Source organism: Pseudomonas sp. TWI923 (genome assembly GCF_039673365.1).
Taxonomy (GTDB): domain Bacteria; phylum Pseudomonadota; class Gammaproteobacteria; order Pseudomonadales; family Pseudomonadaceae; genus Aquipseudomonas; species Aquipseudomonas sichuanensis.
Genome location: NZ_JBDJLM010000011.1, coordinates 41,859 through 57,353, shown reverse-complemented (window position 1 = coordinate 57,353; position 15,495 = coordinate 41,859). Strand labels below are relative to the sequence as shown.

The following is a 15,495-nucleotide window of genomic DNA, read 5'->3' as shown; positions in this document are numbered from 1 at the left end:
CACCACCTTTGCCGTAGAGAAGTCCATGAACAAGCTGGCCGAGATGGTCCAAGCGCAATTGCTCACAGCCATCGACAACGACGACCTGGTCCTGCCGACGCTTCCGGAGGTTGCCCTGAGCATCCGCGAAGCCGCCGAGGACAGCGAAATCAGCGTCTCGGCCCTGAGCAAGGTGATCGGCCGCGACGCCGCCCTGTCGGCGCGCCTGATCAAGGTGGTCAACAGCCCACTGCTGCGCGCCGCGGTTGAAGTCACCGACCTGCACACCGCCATCACCCGCCTGGGCATCAACTACAGCTGCAACCTGGCCATTGGCCTGGTGATCGAGCAGATCTTCCACGCCCGCGCCCCGGCGGTCGAACAAAAACTCCGCGATATCTGGGCCAACAGCCTTGAAGTTGCAGGCATCAGTTATGAACTGTGCCGCCGCTACACCCAGCTCAAACCCGACCAGGCCGCGCTTGGCGGCCTGGTTCACCAGATCGGCGCACTGCCGGTGCTGATCTATGCCCAGGAGCACAACGAACTGCTCTCGGACCCGGTGTGCCTGCATTACGTGATCGAACAGATCCAGCCAGCCTTGGGTGACAAGATCCTCAGTGCCTGGGAATTCCCCGAGCAGTTGGTCAAGCTGCCAGGCCAGGTCCAGGACCTGGACCGGCGCACTGACCAGGTCGACTACATCGATGTGGTGCAGGTCGCCCGCTGCATCAGCCAGCGCGGGCGCAGCCGGCCGCTGGCGGCGCTGCCCGCCTACCGGCACCTGGGGCTGCCCTACGGGACCGAGCTGAATGTCGATGAGCTGCTGGAAGCGCGGAACATGTTGCGCTGATCCCGTATCGCCTGGGCTGGCCTCTTCGCGGGTAAACCCGCGAAGAGGCCCTCATAGGCAACCCATCAATCGGCGATAAAACTCACCCGCACCTTCAACCCGCCCCGCTCGCCATCATGCAGGCTGATCTGCGCCAGGTGCGCCCTGCAGATTTCGCCGACGATGGCCAAACCCAGCCCGCTGCCCTGCGCGCTGCGCCGGTAGAAGCGCTCGAACACTCGCTCGCGCTCCTCCTCGGGAATCCCCGGCCCATCGTCCTCGACCTCCAGCACCGCCGGTGCCAGCACCCGCAGGATCACATCGCCACCCACCGGTGTATGGGCCAAGGCGTTATCCACCAGGTTGCTGAGCAACTCGTTGAGCAAGGTCGGCTCGCCCTTGAGCCATACCGGCGCCTCGGCTTCCAGCGCCAGCGACACGCCGCGGGCATGGGCCAGAGGGGCCATGGCCATGCCCAGATCACGGGCCAACTGGCTCAGATCCAGGCGCTGGGCGCCGCCTTCGGCGATGGCCCGTGCACCGTTTTCCACCCGTGCCAGCGACAGCAACTGGTTGGCCAGATGGGTCAGGCGGTCGGTGCCTTGGGCGGCGGCGTCCAGGGTCTGGCGCCACTCCTCAGGATCCTTCGAGCGCAGGCCCAGCTCGACCCGCGCCTTGAGCGCCGCCAGCGGGGTGCGCAACTCATGAGCGGCATCGGCGATGAACTGCGCCTGGCGCTCGAACTGCCCACGCAAGCGCTCGGTGAAGTGGTTGAGCGCACGCACCAGCGGCCCGAGTTCGCGCTGCACCTGCACCACCGGCAAGGCCCGCAGGTCGTCCGGCTGGCGCTCTTCCACCGCGCCACGCAGGCGTTCCAGCGGGCGCAGCGCGGCGCTGACCGCGAACCACACCAGCACCAGCGCGCCCAGCGCCAGCATGCCCAGGCGCAGCAGGGTGTCGGCCATCAGGCCACGGGCCATGCGTACCCGCGCCTCTTCGGTTTCGGCCACGCGGATCTCGGCCATGCCGTTCATGTTCGGTTCGCTGACCGCCTTGAGCAAGCTGACCACCCGTACATCCTGGCCCTGGTAAGTGGCGTCGTAGAAACGGGCAAGGGCCGGGTAGTCGTCTGTGCGCGGCGTACCCGGTGGGGGTGGCGGCAGGTTTTCGTAACCCGAGATCAGCTTCTGGTGGATGTCCAGCACCTGGTAGTAGATGCGCCCGGCGCTGTCGTAGGCGAAGGTATCAAGGGCCACGTAGGGCACATCGGCGCTGAGCGTGCCGTCGCGTTGCGAAAGCCCGGCGGCAATGGTTCGCGCCGAGGCCAGCAGGGTGCGGTCATAGGCGGTGTCGGCGGCTTCACGGCCATTCCAGTAGGCGCTCAGGCCGCTGGCCAGCATCAGCACCACCAGCAACAGTGCCAGGTTGCCCAGCAGGCGCCCGCGCAGGCTGCCGTTGTCACGCATCGCGGTGCTCGAGCAGATAACCCAGGCCACGGAAGGTGACGATGGCCACCGGGTGACCATCGAGCTTCTTGCGCAGCCGGTGGATATAAATCTCGATGGCGTCGGGGCTGGCCTCTTCGTCCAGGCCAAAGACCTGGGCCGCCAGCTGCTCCTTGCTCATTACCCGGCCCGGTCGGGCGATCAAGGCTTCGAGCACGCTCTGCTCGCGCTGGGTGAGCGTCAGTGGTTCGTTGTCGAGGGAAAATCGCCGGGTATCGAGGTCATAGACCAGCGGCCCGCAACGCTGCTGGCGCTCACCGCCAAGCACGCTGCGGCGCAGCAACGCCTTGACCCGCGCCTCGAGTTCGGTCAATTCGAAAGGCTTGGCCAGGTAATCGTCGGCGCCCAGGTTCAGGCCATGCACCCGGTCCTTCACATCGCTGCGCGCGGTGAGCATCAGCACCGGCACGGTCTTGCCGCGCCCGCGCAGGCGCGCCAGCACTTCGAAGCCGTCCATGCGCGGCAGGCCGACATCGAGCACAGCCACGGCGTAGTCCTCGCTGGCCAACGCCAGGTCGGCGGCCACGCCGTCGTGCAGCACATCCACGGTCAGCCCCTGGCTCTTGAGGGCCTGGGCCACGCTTTCGGCCAGTTGCAGGTGGTCTTCGACCAGCAGCACACGCATCGGATTCTCCCAGCCCGGGTAGGGCTTTTTGCGCGGATTTTTGCGCGGAGTGTACCGCCGTCACCGGGCCTGTGAAGCCCCGAGAGCAAACCTTTCACGCTGAAAGGTTAGCGAAAGGTTGATTGCCTAGCATCGCACCACGGTCGCCCCACGCGCCGCCAAAAGCACCAGCAAGGTGCAATTTATAAGAACAATAATTGGAGTCACCGACGATGCTGTCCATGCAGCCGCAGGCGTTCGCGCCTTCCCGTTCGTTCGCCGCCCGCCCATGCGCCCTCGCCAGCGCCGTCGCCCTTGCCGGTGTCGCCCCCCTGAGCCAGGCCGCCTTCTTCGAAGACAGCACCGCCACCTTCGAAACTCGCAACATGTACTTCAACCGCGACTTCCGCGACGGCACCAGCGCGCAGCAATCCAAGCGCGATGAATGGGCCCAGGGCTTCATGCTCAACTTCGAGTCCGGTTACACCGAAGGCACCGTGGGCTTTGGCCTGGATGCCCTGGGCATGCTCGGTGTGAAGCTCGACTCCAGCCCTGATCGCACCGACACCGGCCTGCTGCCCACCCATGACGACGGCAAGGCGGCCGACGAGTACTCCAAGCTAGGCCTGACCGGCAAGGTGAAGGTGTCCCAGACCGAACTGAAAGTCGGTACCCTGATCCCCGAACTGCCCACCCTGCAGCCCAACGACGGGCGTATCCTGCCGCAGACCTTCGAAGGTGGCCTGGTCACCTCCAACGAGATCAAGGGCCTGACCTTCACCGGCGGGCGCCTGGACAAGGCCAAGGACCGCAACGACACCAACTGGGAAGACCTGGCGCTGAACAACAAGAACGGCCGCTTTGGTGGCAGTTTCAGCGCCGACAATCTCGACCTGGCAGGCCTGGACTACAAGTTCACCGACCGCATCACCGGCAGCTACCACTTCGCCCAGCTCGACGATATCTACCGCCAGCACTTCATCGGCATGGTCGCCACCCAGCCCTGGGGCCCGGGCACCTTCGGCGCCGACCTGCGCCTGGCGGTGAGCGACGAAGCCGGCCAGGCCAAGGCCGGGCGCATCGACAACACCACCTTCAGCGGCATCCTCAGCTATGGCCTGGGCGGGCACAAGCTCAGCGCCGGCTGGCAGCAACTGAGCGGCGACAGCGCCTTCCCCTATGTCGACGGCGCTGACCCCTACCTCGTCAACTTCGTGCAGATCAACGACTTTGCCGGTGCCGACGAGCGCTCCTGGCAGGCACGCTACGACTACAACTTCGCAGCCCTGGGCGTGCCCGGGTTGACCTTCATGACCCGCTACATCAATGGCGACAACGTCAGCCGCGCCGCCGGTGGCGAGGGCAAGGAGTGGGAACGCAACACCGAACTCAAGTACGTGGTACAAAGCGGCCCGTTGAAAAACGTCGCCGTGCGCCTGCGCAACGCCACCTTCCGCTCCAACATCGCCCGCGACGCGGACGAGGTACGGCTGCTGGTGAGCTACAGCGTAGCTCTGTGGTAACTCATAACAACAACGCTCACGGAGATAGACGATGACCTTTTCACTGCGCCGCCTCGCCCTCGCAACCGGCTGCCTGCTGCTGGCAGGCAATGCCCTGGCCGCCGAACCGAAACGCCCCGAATGCATCGCCCCGGCTTCGCCCGGCGGCGGTTTCGACCTGACCTGCAAGCTGGTACAGAGCGCCCTGGTGGAGGAAAAGATCCTCAGCAAACCGATGCGCGTGACCTACATGCCCGGCGGTGTCGGCGCGGTGGCCTACAACGCCGTGGTTGCCCAGCGGCCAGGCGACGCCGGCACCCTGGTGGCCTGGTCCAGCGGCTCGCTGCTGAACCTGGCCCAAGGCAAATTCGGCCGCTTTGACGAGAACGCGGTGAAATGGCTGGCAGCCGTGGGCACCAGCTATGGCGCCATCGCGGTGAAGAGCGACTCGCCCTACAAGACCCTCGACGACCTGGTCGCGGCCCTGAAGAAAGACCCGAGCAAAGTGGTGATCGGCTCCGGCGGCACCGTCGGCAGCCAGGACTGGATGCAGACCGCCTTGATCGCCAAGGCCGCTGGCATCAACCCGCGCGACCTGCGCTACGTGGCCCTGGAAGGCGGCGGCGAAATCGCCACCGCGTTGCTCGGCGGCCATATCCAGGTCGGCTCCACCGATATCTCCGACTCCATGCCGCACATCCAGAGCGGCAACATGCGCATCCTCGCGGTGTTCTCCGAGAAGCGCCTGGACGAGCCGGAAATGAAAGACATCCCCACCGCCAAGGAGCAGGGCTACGACATCGTCTGGCCGGTAGTGCGCGGTTTCTACCTGGGGCCGAAGGTCAGCGACGAAGACTACGCCTGGTGGAAAGCCTCGTTCGACAAGATGCTCGCCTCGGAAGACTTCGCCAAGCTGCGCGACCAGCGCGAGCTGTTCCCCTTCGCCATGACCGGCGAAGAGCTGGACGGCTATGTGAAGAAGCAGGTGGCCGAATACAAGGCACTGGCCCGTGAGTTCGGGCTGATCCAGTAAGCCGCCCAAGCCGCTCGCCCTTTGTAGGAGCGGCCTTGTGTCGCGAAAGAGCTGCGCAGCGGCTCCAGGGTTTCAGCTTCGCAGCGTGAATTGCCGGGGCTGCGTTGCAGCCCTTTCGCGACACAAGGCCGCTCCTACAGGGGCCGCGTCATGCCGATGAACCATGAGGATTCTCCCATGATCCTGCAACGCCTCTTCGCCCTGCTTTTGCTGGCAGTGTGCGCCGCCCTGGCCGTGATGGCCTGGCCCTACCAGGCCGCGTTTTCCTATGAACCGGTGGGCCCTCGCGCCTACCCGCTGCTGATGCTCGGCCTGATGGGCCTGGGCCTGCTGTACCTGGCCATCCGCCCCACGCCCATCGTACGCAAGGACGACGAGCCTGAACTGGACCGCGAAACCCTGATCAAGATCGCCACCTGCGTGGGCCTGCTGATCGTCTTCGCCAGCACCTTCGAGGCCCTGGGCTTCATCCTCAGCGCCGTGCTGGTGGGCATCCCCATGGCCCGCCTGTACGGCGGCCGCTGGCTGCACAGCGCCCTCGTGGTGGTGGGCATGAGCCTACTGCTGTACTGGCTGTTCGACCGCGTGATGGACGTGCCCCTGCCCCTTGGCCTGCTAAGCGTACTGGAGAACTGACACATGGATACCTTGAGCTATCTCGGCCAGGGCTTCGGCGTCGCGCTGAGCCCGTACAACCTGGTCACCGCCCTCACCGGCACCCTGATCGGCACCGTGGTCGGCCTGCTGCCGGGCCTGGGCCCGATCAACGGCGTGGCCCTGCTGATCCCCATCGCCTTCGCCCTCGGCCTGCCGCCGGAGTCGGCCTTGATCCTGCTGGCCGCCGTTTATCTGGGCTGCGAATACGGCGGGCGCATCAGTTCGATCCTGCTGAACATCCCCGGCGAAGCCTCCACCGTGATGACCACCCTCGACGGCTACCCCATGGCCCGCCAGGGCCTGGCCGGTGTGGCACTGTCGCTGTCGGCCTGGAGTTCGTTCATCGGCGCCTTCATCGCCACCTGCGGCATGGTGTTGTTCGCCCCGCTGCTGGCGAAATGGGCGATCGCCTTCGGCCCGGCGGAGTACTTCGTGTTGATGGTGTTCGCCATCGTCGCCCTCGGCGGCATGGCCGGCGACAAGCCGTTGAAGACCTTCATTGCCGCGTTGATCGGCCTGTTCCTGTCGGCGGTGGGTATCGACGCCAACAGCGGTGTGTACCGCTTCACCGGCGACAGCGTGCACCTGGCCGACGGTATCCAGTTCGTGGTGCTGGTGCTGGGGCTGTTCTCGATCAGCGAGATCCTCCTGCTGCTGGAGAAGACCCACCATGGCCACGTGGCGGTCAAGGCCACCGGGCGCATGCTGTTCAACCTCAAGGAAGCGGCGTCGGTGTTCGCCGTGAACATCCGCTGCGGCCTGCTGGGCTTCTTCATGGGCGTACTGCCGGGTGCCGGCGCGACCCTGGCCAGTGCCGTGGCATACATGACCGAAAAACGCATGGCGGGTGAAAAGGGCAAGTTCGGCAAGGGTGACGCCCGTGGCCTGGCCGCCCCGGAAACCGCCATCGGCGCCTCCTGCTGTGGCGCCCTGGTGCCGATGCTGACCCTGGGCGTACCGGGTTCGGGCACCACTGCCGTGATGATCGGCGCGCTGACCCTGTACAACATCACCCCGGGCCCGCTGCTGTTCGAGCAGCAGCCGGACATCGTCTGGGGCCTGATCGCCTCGCTGTTCATCGCCAACATCATGCTGGTGATCCTGAACATCCCGATGATCCGCATCTTCACCCGCATCCTCGCCGTACCGAACTGGGCGCTGGTACCGGTGATCGCGATCATCACCGCGATCGGCGTGTACGCCGTGCATGCCACCACCTTCGACCTGTTCCTGATGGTCGGCATCGGCATCATGGGCTACATCCTGCGCAAGCTGGACTTCCCGCTGTCGCCGATCCTGCTGGGCTTCATCCTCGGAGGGCTGATGGAGCAGAACCTGCGCCGCGCGCTGTCGATCTCCAACGGCGAGCTGGGCATCCTCTGGTCGAGCCCGATCAGCATGTCGGTCTGGGTGCTGACGGTGCTGATGCTGACCCTGCCGCTGCTGCGCATCTGGCGCAAACGCGCGCAACAACGCCGGGCGATGGCGGATGCCTGACCGCGGTCTCCCTCTGTTCTGGGCCACCGGGCTGGTCGGTCTTGTTGGCGGTTTTGCCGCCAGCAAGGCCGGCTGGCCTTTGCCGTGGATGGTCGGCGCGTTGCTGGCGATCATCCTGGTGCGCTGCTTGACCCCCTGGCAGCTGAGCGAAATCCCCAATGGCCGCAAGTGCGGGCAGTGGATCATCGGTATCGGCATCGGCCTGCACTTCACCCCGGCGGTCATCGAGCAGGTTACCGAGCACTTCGCGCTGATCTTCTTCGGCGCGCTGTTCACCACGCTGTCCAGCGTGATCAGCGTGTGGCTGCTGCGGCGTACCGGCGAGGACCGCGCCACGGCGTTCTTTGCCAGCATGCCGGGCGGCTCTGGAGAGATGGTCAACCTCGGCGCGCGCAATGGCGCGGTGCTCAGCCAGGTGGCAGCCGCTCAAAGCTTGCGGGTGCTGGCGGTGGTGCTGTGCGTGCCGGCGCTGTTCAAGCTGTTGCTCGGTGATGGGGTGCCGCTGAACCATGCCGGTAGCGTCAGTTGGGGCTGGCTGGCCCTGATCGCACCGCTGGCCGTGGTGGTCGCGCTGATCTGGCAACGGCTGCGCCAGCCCAACCCGTGGTTGTTCGGGCCGTTGCTGGTGGCGGCGAGCGTGAGCCTGGCCGGCAACCTGCAGATCGGTTTGCCCAACGGCGCCAGCCAGATCGGCCAGTGGCTGATCGGCAGCGGCCTGGCCTGCCACTTCAATCGCGCGTTTTTCCGCCGGGCGCCGTCGTTCCTCGGCCGGACTTTGCTGGCCACGGCACTGTGCATGCTGATTGCCGCGGGCGCGGCCTGGGGTTTGAGCCTGCTCACCCACCTGGACCTGCGCTCGCTGACCTTGGGGATGATGCCCGGGGGGATTGCCGAGATGAGCCTGACGGCCGAGACCCTGCAACTGTCGGTGCCGCTGGTGACGGCGTTGCAGGTGATGCGGTTGCTGTTCGTGCTGTTTCTGGCCGAGCCGCTCTTCAGGCGCTGGGTGAAGGCCTAGGCCCCATCGCGGGGCAAGCCCGCTCCTACAACTACCGTGGGAGCGGGCTTGCCCCGCGATGAGGTCCTGCTCAGAGCGGCGGCAACGCCCAGTTGATCGGCGCCATCCCGCGCTGCTCAAGGAAGCCGTTGGCCCGGCTGAAATGCCCGCAGCCGAAGAACCCGCGATAGGCCGACAATGGCGACGGGTGTACCGACTTGAGCACCAGGTGCTTGCTGGCGTCGATCAGCTTCTGCTTGCTCTGGGCATGCGCCCCCCACAGCAGGAACACCACGTTCGGGCACTGCTCGCTGACCACCTGGATGACCCGGTCGGTAAAGAACTCCCAGCCCTTCTTGGCATGCGAGGCGGCATTGGCCCGCTCCACGGTCATGGTGGTGTTGAGCAGCAGCACCCCCTGCTCGGCCCAGCTCTGCAAGTAGCCGTGGTTGGGGATCGGCAGGTTGAGGTCGCGTTGCAGCTCTTTGTAGATGTTGACCAGCGACGGCGGCGTAGGCACGCCCGGCTGCACCGAGAAGCACAGGCCATGGGCCTGGCCGGGGCCGTGGTACGGGTCCTGGCCGAGGATCACCACTTTCACCTGCTCCAGCGGCGTTGAGTTCAACGCATTGAAGATCAGCGGCCCCGGCGGGTAGATCTCCTTGCCGGCGGCGTATTCACCCTTCAGGAACTCACGCAGCTGATGCATGTAGGGCTGGTCGAACTCGGCGCGCAACGCGGCCTTCCAGCTGGGTTCGAGTTTGATGCGGTCGTCGTCGGTCATGGGGCCATCCAGAAGCAAAGTGGCGCGACACTAGGAAAGCCGCGCCGGCTTGTCAATCGATCCGACCGACGACCGGCAGCTTCAGCAGCGCGGGCCATACTGGTGGGATGACTTGCGCGAGGTAGTCCATGTCCATTCAATGCGAGGTACTCACCGGCGCCGATGGCGCCCGCATCGGCATCGCCAGCCTGGATGCACCCAAGGCGCTCAATGCGCTGACCCTGCCGATGATCGAGGTGCTCGACGAGCGCCTGCACGCCTGGGCTCACGACCCCGGCATCGTCTGCGTACTGCTGCGCGGCAACGGGCCTAAAGCCTTCTGTGCCGGGGGCGACGTGCGTGCACTGGTACAAGCCTGCCGCGAGCATCCCGGCAGCATACCGCCGCTGGCCGCCACCTTCTTCGCCAGCGAATACCGCCTCGACCACCGCCTGCACACCTACCCCAAGCCCCTGCTGTGCTGGGGCCATGGCCATGTGCTCGGTGGTGGCATGGGGCTGTTGCAGGGCGCGGCGGTGCGTATCGTCACCCCCAGCAGCCGCCTGGCCATGCCCGAGATCAGCATCGGCCTGTATCCGGACGTGGGCGCCAGCTGGTTCCTGTCCCGCCTGCCCGGCAAGCTCGGCCTGTTCCTCGGCCTCACCGGCGCGCCGATCAATGCCCGTGACGCCCTGGACCTGGGCCTGGCCGACCGTTTCTTTGGCGAGCATCAACAAGAAGCGCTGGTGGAGGAGCTGCTGCAACTGAACTGGCAGGAACAGACCGCCCTGCAGCTCAACAGCCTGCTCAAGGCCGAACAGCACCGAGCGTGCGCCGAACTGCCCGAGGGCCAATGGCTGGCGCGCCGGGCAGTGATCGACGAAGTACTCGATGTGGCCGACCCGGTAGCGGCCTGGCGTGCGCTGGCCGGCCTGGCTCGGCATGCCGACCCTTTACTGGCCGCGGCAGGTCAGCGCCTGCACGAGGGCTGCCCGCTGACCGCGCACCTGGTGTGGGAGCAGATCCGCCGGGCCCGTCACCTGTCGCTGGCGCAGGTGTTCCAGATGGAATACACCCTGAGCCTCAACTGCTGCCGTCACCCCGAGTTCAGCGAAGGGGTGCGGGCCAGATTGCTGGACAAGGACAACACGCCGCACTGGCACTGGCCGGACGTGGCGCAGGTGCCCGCAGCAGTGGTGGCGGCGCATTTCAGCAAGGCCTGGGAAGGTCGGCACCCGCTGGCTGATCTGGCGTAGAAACAGCACAGGGCAAGTCGGTACGGCACGCCGACTTGCCCTGTGCTGGCCCACTAGCCCTCAACGCTGCCAGTTGCGATCCCCTCCCCGCCCGCCGTCCGGGCCACGGCCATCATGGCCCTGCCCATTGGAGTGCCAGCGATCCCCTCGCCCGCCACGGTTGTCGTTGCGGTAGTCCTGCCGATCGCGGTCCCGCCCATAGTCATAACGCTGCCGGTTGCCATAGTCGTTACGCGGGTTGCCGTGCCAGCTGGGCTGCATGCCGGGTGCCGGATAAGGCCGATAATGCGGTACCGGTGCCGGCCGGTAATAGCGCGGTGCAGGCTGGTAGTAACGCGGCGCGCTCTGGTAGTAGTAGCGCGGTTGCGGGGCTACATAGTAGCGGTCCTGGCGGTAATAGCCGGGGTACACGTAGCGGTCGCTGGTGTAGTAATCACTGCGGTAATAGCCGTCGCTCTCGTAGTAGGGGGCGCAGGCAGAAGTCAGCAGTCCGAGCAGGACAATGATCAGGATTCGTGGGTACATGGCGGCCTCCTGGACCGCAGGGGTGCCCGACACAGCGGCGCTGGCGAGCGTCGACGACGATGCGTTGATCGACACTGCATAAGACAGTCCGGCCAGGGTTCAGTGCCATTTCTGCAACAAATTGAAACATCCCTTATAACCCTGAAAAACATGCAGTCATTTTTCGGTCATCTCACTAGAATGTCGCCACCGGCACACATCATGGGACGATCATGCCCTCGCCTTCCGCCCTGTTCTCGCAACGCTCGCTGATCTTCACCCTGCTGCTGTTGCTGGGCTGCGGTTTCCTCGCCACCTCGCTGCTGAGCTACTACGCCTCGCGCGGGGCAATCCGCGACGGCATCGTCAACACCGAGCTGCCACTGACCTCCGACACCGTCTATTCGGAAATCCAGAAAGACCTGATCCGCCCGGTGCTGATCTCGTCGATGATGGCTCAGGACACCTTCCTGCGGGACTGGCTGCTGGGCGGCGAACAGGACCCCACGCGCATTACCCGCTACCTGGGCGAAGTGATGGGCGGCCAGGGCACCTTCACCAGTTTCCTGGTCTCCGAACGCAGCCGCACCTACTACCAGGCCAAAGGTGTACTCAAGCAGGTCAAGGCCGATGCCTGGCGCGATGCCTGGTACTTCCGCCTGCGCGAGGCCAGCGTGCCCTACGAGATCAATGTCGACGTGGACATGGCCAACCAGGACAAGCTCACGGTATTCATCAACTACCGCGTGCTCGACTACCAGCAGCGCTTCATCGGTGCCGTGGGGGTGGGCTTGAGCGTCGAGTCGGTGGTGCGCCTGATCGATGACTACCAGCGCCGCTACCATCGCTCGGTGCTGTTCACCGATGCCCAGGGCAAGGTGCTGCTGACCGGTTCTGACGGCGGCCCCCACGGACTTCGCGCAGGGCAGCAACTGAGTGACAGCAGCCAGTGGAAAGACCTGCTGGCGCGCATGCCGACCCCTGCCGCCGGCAGCCACGAGTATTACGATAACGACGGCCACAGCCACTTCCTCAACGTGCGCCCGCTGCCCGAACTGGACTGGTACCTGCTGGTGGACAAGCGCGAGACCAGTGCCCTGGACCGCATCCGCCAGTCGCTGTACCTGAACCTGGCGATCTGCACCATGATCACCCTGGTGGTGCTGTCGCTGCTCAACGCCATGATCAAGCGCCATCAGGACAACGCCGAGGCCCTGGCCACCCTCGACAGCCTCACCGGCCTGCCCAACCGGCGCAGCTTCGACCTGCTGGCCGGCCAGGCGCTGGTCGAGGCGCAGCGCATCAGTGCACCGCTGGTCGCCCTGTTGATCGACCTCGACCACTTCAAGGCACTCAACGACACCCACGGCCACCTGGCCGGCGACGAAGTGCTGCGCCAGTTTGCCAACGTGCTGCAGGGCAGCCTGCGACAGTCCGATATACTCTGCCGCTGGGGCGGCGAGGAGTTCATCGTGCTGCTGCGCGAAACCGAAGGGCGCCAGGCCGTCGAAGTGGCCGAAAAGATCCGCCGGCGCACCGAGCAACTGATCTTCAGTTACGCCGACCAACCGCTGCGCCTGACCGTCAGCATCGGCCTCGCCGGCCTGCAGCGCGACGACACCCTGCACAGCCTGCTGAGCCGCGCCGACCACGCGCTTTATCGTGCCAAACAAGGCGGACGCAACCGCGTCTGCAGCCAGATGCCCGGACCCGACCATGACCAGTAACCAGCACTGCCCTGCCTGCGGCGCCGCCAACCAGTGCGGCCTGGCCAACCCGGCCAGCGCCACCCAAGGGTGCTGGTGCTTCGCGGTGAGCATCGACCCGGCGATCATCGAAGCCCTGCCTGCCGAACTGCGCAACCAGGCCTGCCTGTGCCCGCAGTGCGCGAAAGTGGACGAGCAACTCAAGGCAGCGCAGTCCCCCGCGATCCGCTAGACTGCGCGCCGATCTGTCGCCACCTGCCGCCATGCGCCTCGACCGTTTCCTCACCAACCTGCCCTGTTTCAACCGCCAGCAAGTGCGCCTGCTGCTGGTGCAGCGGCGTGTGCGCGTGGATGGCGTGATCACCGCCGACCCGCTGCACGAGGTACGCGAGTTCAGCCGTGTCGAGGTGGACGAACAACTGCTGCAGGCCGGCCGCCCGGCGCGCTACCTGATGCTGCACAAGCCCATGGGCTGCGTCAGCGCCACCAGCGACCCGCAGCACCGCACCGTGCTCGACCTGCTGCCGCCTGCATGGCGCGACGACCTGCATATTGCCGGGCGCCTGGACTACAACACCACCGGCCTGCTGATCCTGACCAACGACGGCCAGTGGTCGCGCCGCCTGACCCAGCCACAGACCAAGCTGGCCAAGGTTTACCACGTACAGACCGAGGACGAGATCGGCGCCCACTACGTCGAGAAGTTTCGCCAAGGCTTCTATTTCGCCTTCGAAGACCTGACCACCCAGCCTGCGCAGCTGGATATTCTCGGCCCCCGCGAAGCGCGGCTGGCGATCGTCGAAGGCCGCTATCACCAGGTCAAGCGCATGTTCGGCCACTTTCAGAACAAGGTGCTGCAACTGCACCGCGAAAGCATGGGGATGATCGAGCTGGATCCGGCCTTGTTGCCGGGCCAGTACAGGGACCTTTCGGCCGCGGAAATCGCCTGTTTCTGAGCCGCTGCGAAGGCCCTGCGCAGGCGTTTTTCGCGCAAACGATTGGGTAGCCCTGGCAGTTTTCCACTACACCGACCGCCCAGCGGTTTGCTGCAAAATATCCCCAGAAACTCACTTGCGCGATCGGCCCTGCGCTGCTTGACTGCCAACTTGTCGGTCTGCCTGTGACTTACCGGTCACGGATGCAGTCCAAGACACCTTTTTGCCGGCCACCCAGGGTCTCGACACCTTGGGGCACGGTAAATCGCCCGCTACAACAATACCGTCGACACGCGCGTCAGGGATCGACACAAGGGCCCACCGGTTTTCTTCCAGGCAAATGCCTACCTGTCATAAAGCACGTGCACCCTAACGGCCTGCGCGGTTGATTCGAACGCGAGTTCACGAACCAGCCACACAGACCAACAGGTGACGCGAATACCCTTTTTTGCGCCAGGAGTCGATGACATGAGGCCAGAAATTGCTGTACTTGATATCCAAGGTCAGTACCGGGTTTACACGGAGTTCCATCGCGCGGAAGGCGCCGAAAAGACCATCATCCTGATCAATGGATCATTGGCCACCACGGCGTCCTTTGCACAGACAGTGCGCAGCCTTCACCCGCAATTCAACGTGGTGCTGTACGACCAGCCCTATGCCGGCAAGTCCAAGCCCCACAACCGCCAGGAACGGCTGATCACCAAGGAGACCGAGTCGCACATCCTCCTTGAGCTGATCGAGCACTTCCACGCCGACCACGTGATGTCGTTCTCCTGGGGCGGTGCCTGCGCCCTGCTGGCGCTGGCGCACCAGCCACGGTTGGTGAAGAAGGCCATCGTCAGTTCGTTCTCGCCGGTGATCAACGAACCGATGCGCGACTACCTGGAGCGTGGCTGCCAGTTCCTGGCCGCCTGCGATCGCTATCAGGTGGGCAATCTGGTCAACGACACAATCGGCAAATACCTGCCGTCGCTGTTCAAGCGCTTCAACTACCGGCATGTCAGCAGCCTGGACAGCCACGAGTACGCGCAAATGCATTTCCACATCAACCAGGTGCTCGACCACGACCTGGAGCGAGCGCTGAAGGCCGCGCGCAACATCGATATCCCGGTGCTGTTCATCAACGGCGACCGTGACGAATACACCACCGTCGAAGATGCGCGGCAGTTCAGCAGACATGTGGGGCAAAGCCACTTCAGCGTGATCCATGGCGCCGGCCATTTCCTCGACATGGAGCACAAGAGCGCCTGCGAGGATACCCGCTCGGTCATGCTCGGTTTCCTCAAGCCGACCGTGCGCGAGTCCCGTCAACGCTACACCCACACGCAGGGGCAGCATGCACTGGCTATCTAAGCGCACCGGCACCTGCATGCCTGGCTTATCCGCAGGCAGCAGGCTGCCGACAGCCTTTTATGACATTGGGCTATTAATTGGCAGGGGGTTATGGTAAAAAGTCGGGCGCAGACGCGGGTATAGTTTAGTGGCAAAACGAAAGCTTCCCAAGCTTTAGTTGAGGGTTCGATTCCCTCTACCCGCTCCAAATCGCATTCCCCCGCATGGCGTTCCAGTGACGTCATCGCTGTAAAAAGGAGCCTTGGCTCCTTTTTTCGTTTCTGCCGCCTGCATATGCGCACCCTTCATTGACCTGGCCCATGGTCATCCCGCGCCCGATTGGCTTAAATGCCCGGTGCTGCTCAGCACGCAAAAACACCTAAGCTTTCTGAA

At 64.9% G+C, this 15,495-nt stretch carries 15 protein-coding genes and 1 tRNA gene; 12 read left to right on the top strand and 4 right to left on the bottom strand.

Annotated features, from left to right (window positions below):
- Positions 1-25 precede the first annotated feature (25 nt).
- Positions 26-832: an HDOD domain-containing protein gene (locus ABE459_RS07540; protein ID WP_125462808.1), complete on the top strand. Its 807-nt coding sequence runs from the start codon at positions 26-28 to the stop codon at positions 830-832.
- A gap of 65 nt (positions 833-897) precedes the next feature.
- On the opposite strand, the gene ABE459_RS07535 is transcribed toward ABE459_RS07540, so the two are convergent.
- Both ABE459_RS07535 and ABE459_RS07530 read right to left on the bottom strand, forming a co-directional pair.
- Positions 898-2,277: a sensor histidine kinase N-terminal domain-containing protein gene (locus ABE459_RS07535; protein ID WP_323831368.1), complete on the bottom strand. Its 1,380-nt coding sequence runs from the start codon at positions 2,275-2,277 to the stop codon at positions 898-900.
- Entirely contained in the window at positions 2,270-2,941 is a 672-nt protein-coding gene (locus tag ABE459_RS07530) for a response regulator (RefSeq protein WP_125462806.1), read from the bottom strand. The genes ABE459_RS07535 and ABE459_RS07530 overlap by 8 nt, the downstream gene beginning before the upstream one ends.
- 212 nt (positions 2,942-3,153) lie before the next feature.
- Here ABE459_RS07530 and ABE459_RS07525 point away from each other — a divergent pair, with 212 nt between their 5' ends.
- From ABE459_RS07525 to ABE459_RS07505, 5 genes are all read left to right on the top strand, one after another.
- Positions 3,154-4,443 carry an OprD family porin gene (locus ABE459_RS07525; RefSeq protein WP_125462805.1) on the top strand — a complete coding sequence of 430 codons (1,290 nt, stop codon included), beginning with the start codon at positions 3,154-3,156 and terminating at the stop codon, positions 4,441-4,443.
- Between the two features lie 31 nt (positions 4,444-4,474).
- A complete protein-coding gene (locus tag ABE459_RS07520; RefSeq protein ID WP_323831369.1) occupies positions 4,475-5,455 on the top strand; it encodes a tripartite tricarboxylate transporter substrate binding protein in 981 nt (326 codons plus the stop codon).
- A gap of 177 nt (positions 5,456-5,632) precedes the next feature.
- Entirely contained in the window at positions 5,633-6,091 is a 459-nt protein-coding gene (locus tag ABE459_RS07515; protein WP_125462803.1) for a tripartite tricarboxylate transporter TctB family protein, read from the top strand.
- Positions 6,092-6,094: 3 nt separating this feature from the next.
- Positions 6,095-7,609, top strand: coding sequence for a tripartite tricarboxylate transporter permease (locus ABE459_RS07510; RefSeq protein WP_110993779.1), 1,515 nt, complete (start codon positions 6,095-6,097; stop codon positions 7,607-7,609).
- Positions 7,602-8,627, top strand: a complete 1,026-nt coding sequence (locus tag ABE459_RS07505) for an AbrB family transcriptional regulator (RefSeq protein ID WP_323831371.1) — start codon at positions 7,602-7,604, stop codon at positions 8,625-8,627. Before ABE459_RS07510 ends, ABE459_RS07505 begins: the two co-directional genes overlap by 8 nt.
- Before the next feature lie 70 nt (positions 8,628-8,697).
- Here the strand turns inward: ABE459_RS07505 and ung are convergent, their stop codons facing one another.
- Complete coding sequence (ung, locus tag ABE459_RS07500; protein WP_125462801.1) at positions 8,698-9,390, bottom strand: uracil-DNA glycosylase; 693 nt, start codon at positions 9,388-9,390, stop codon at positions 8,698-8,700.
- A gap of 128 nt (positions 9,391-9,518) precedes the next feature.
- Here ung and ABE459_RS07495 point away from each other — a divergent pair, with 128 nt between their 5' ends.
- The gene (locus ABE459_RS07495; protein WP_125857597.1) at positions 9,519-10,625 is read left to right on the top strand and encodes an enoyl-CoA hydratase/isomerase family protein; all 1,107 of its coding nucleotides are present in this window, start codon (positions 9,519-9,521) and stop codon (positions 10,623-10,625) included.
- Between the two features lie 60 nt (positions 10,626-10,685).
- Here the strand turns inward: ABE459_RS07495 and ABE459_RS07490 are convergent, their stop codons facing one another.
- Positions 10,686-11,150: a hypothetical protein gene (locus ABE459_RS07490; protein ID WP_125462799.1), complete on the bottom strand. Its 465-nt coding sequence runs from the start codon at positions 11,148-11,150 to the stop codon at positions 10,686-10,688.
- A 212-nt stretch (positions 11,151-11,362) separates the two neighbouring features.
- Between ABE459_RS07490 and ABE459_RS07485 the strand changes: the two genes are divergently transcribed.
- The 5 genes from ABE459_RS07485 to ABE459_RS07465 all read left to right on the top strand — a co-directional run bounded on the left by ABE459_RS07485 (position 11,363) and on the right by ABE459_RS07465 (position 15,310).
- Entirely contained in the window at positions 11,363-12,856 is a 1,494-nt protein-coding gene (locus ABE459_RS07485) for a diguanylate cyclase (RefSeq protein WP_125462798.1), read from the top strand.
- Positions 12,846-13,067 (top strand): cysteine-rich CWC family protein, encoded by a 222-nt coding sequence (locus tag ABE459_RS07480; protein ID WP_125462797.1) that lies wholly within the window; start codon positions 12,846-12,848, stop codon positions 13,065-13,067. The genes ABE459_RS07485 and ABE459_RS07480 overlap by 11 nt, the downstream gene beginning before the upstream one ends.
- A gap of 31 nt (positions 13,068-13,098) precedes the next feature.
- Positions 13,099-13,791 carry a 16S rRNA pseudouridine(516) synthase gene (locus ABE459_RS07475; RefSeq protein WP_125462796.1) on the top strand — a complete coding sequence of 231 codons (693 nt, stop codon included), beginning with the start codon at positions 13,099-13,101 and terminating at the stop codon, positions 13,789-13,791.
- Between the two features lie 447 nt (positions 13,792-14,238).
- Positions 14,239-15,123 (top strand): alpha/beta hydrolase, encoded by an 885-nt coding sequence (locus ABE459_RS07470; protein ID WP_323831374.1) that lies wholly within the window; start codon positions 14,239-14,241, stop codon positions 15,121-15,123.
- A gap of 113 nt (positions 15,124-15,236) precedes the next feature.
- Positions 15,237-15,310 (top strand) — tRNA-Gly (locus tag ABE459_RS07465).
- Positions 15,311-15,495: the final 185 nt, after the last annotated feature.

Coding starts and splice junctions, on each gene's coding strand:
- ABE459_RS07540 (WP_125462808.1), top strand. CDS start 26: ATGAACAAGCTGGCCGAGATGGTCCAAGCGCAATTGCTCACAGCCATC.
- ABE459_RS07535 (WP_323831368.1), bottom strand. CDS start 2,277: ATGCGTGACAACGGCAGCCTGCGCGGGCGCCTGCTGGGCAACCTGGCA.
- ABE459_RS07530 (WP_125462806.1), bottom strand. CDS start 2,941: ATGCGTGTGCTGCTGGTCGAAGACCACCTGCAACTGGCCGAAAGCGTG.
- ABE459_RS07525 (WP_125462805.1), top strand. CDS start 3,154: ATGCTGTCCATGCAGCCGCAGGCGTTCGCGCCTTCCCGTTCGTTCGCC.
- ABE459_RS07520 (WP_323831369.1), top strand. CDS start 4,475: ATGACCTTTTCACTGCGCCGCCTCGCCCTCGCAACCGGCTGCCTGCTG.
- ABE459_RS07515 (WP_125462803.1), top strand. CDS start 5,633: ATGATCCTGCAACGCCTCTTCGCCCTGCTTTTGCTGGCAGTGTGCGCC.
- ABE459_RS07510 (WP_110993779.1), top strand. CDS start 6,095: ATGGATACCTTGAGCTATCTCGGCCAGGGCTTCGGCGTCGCGCTGAGC.
- ABE459_RS07505 (WP_323831371.1), top strand. CDS start 7,602: ATGCCTGACCGCGGTCTCCCTCTGTTCTGGGCCACCGGGCTGGTCGGT.
- ung (WP_125462801.1), bottom strand. CDS start 9,390: ATGACCGACGACGACCGCATCAAACTCGAACCCAGCTGGAAGGCCGCG.
- ABE459_RS07495 (WP_125857597.1), top strand. CDS start 9,519: ATGTCCATTCAATGCGAGGTACTCACCGGCGCCGATGGCGCCCGCATC.
- ABE459_RS07490 (WP_125462799.1), bottom strand. CDS start 11,150: ATGTACCCACGAATCCTGATCATTGTCCTGCTCGGACTGCTGACTTCT.
- ABE459_RS07485 (WP_125462798.1), top strand. CDS start 11,363: ATGCCCTCGCCTTCCGCCCTGTTCTCGCAACGCTCGCTGATCTTCACC.
- ABE459_RS07480 (WP_125462797.1), top strand. CDS start 12,846: ATGACCAGTAACCAGCACTGCCCTGCCTGCGGCGCCGCCAACCAGTGC.
- ABE459_RS07475 (WP_125462796.1), top strand. CDS start 13,099: ATGCGCCTCGACCGTTTCCTCACCAACCTGCCCTGTTTCAACCGCCAG.
- ABE459_RS07470 (WP_323831374.1), top strand. CDS start 14,239: ATGAGGCCAGAAATTGCTGTACTTGATATCCAAGGTCAGTACCGGGTT.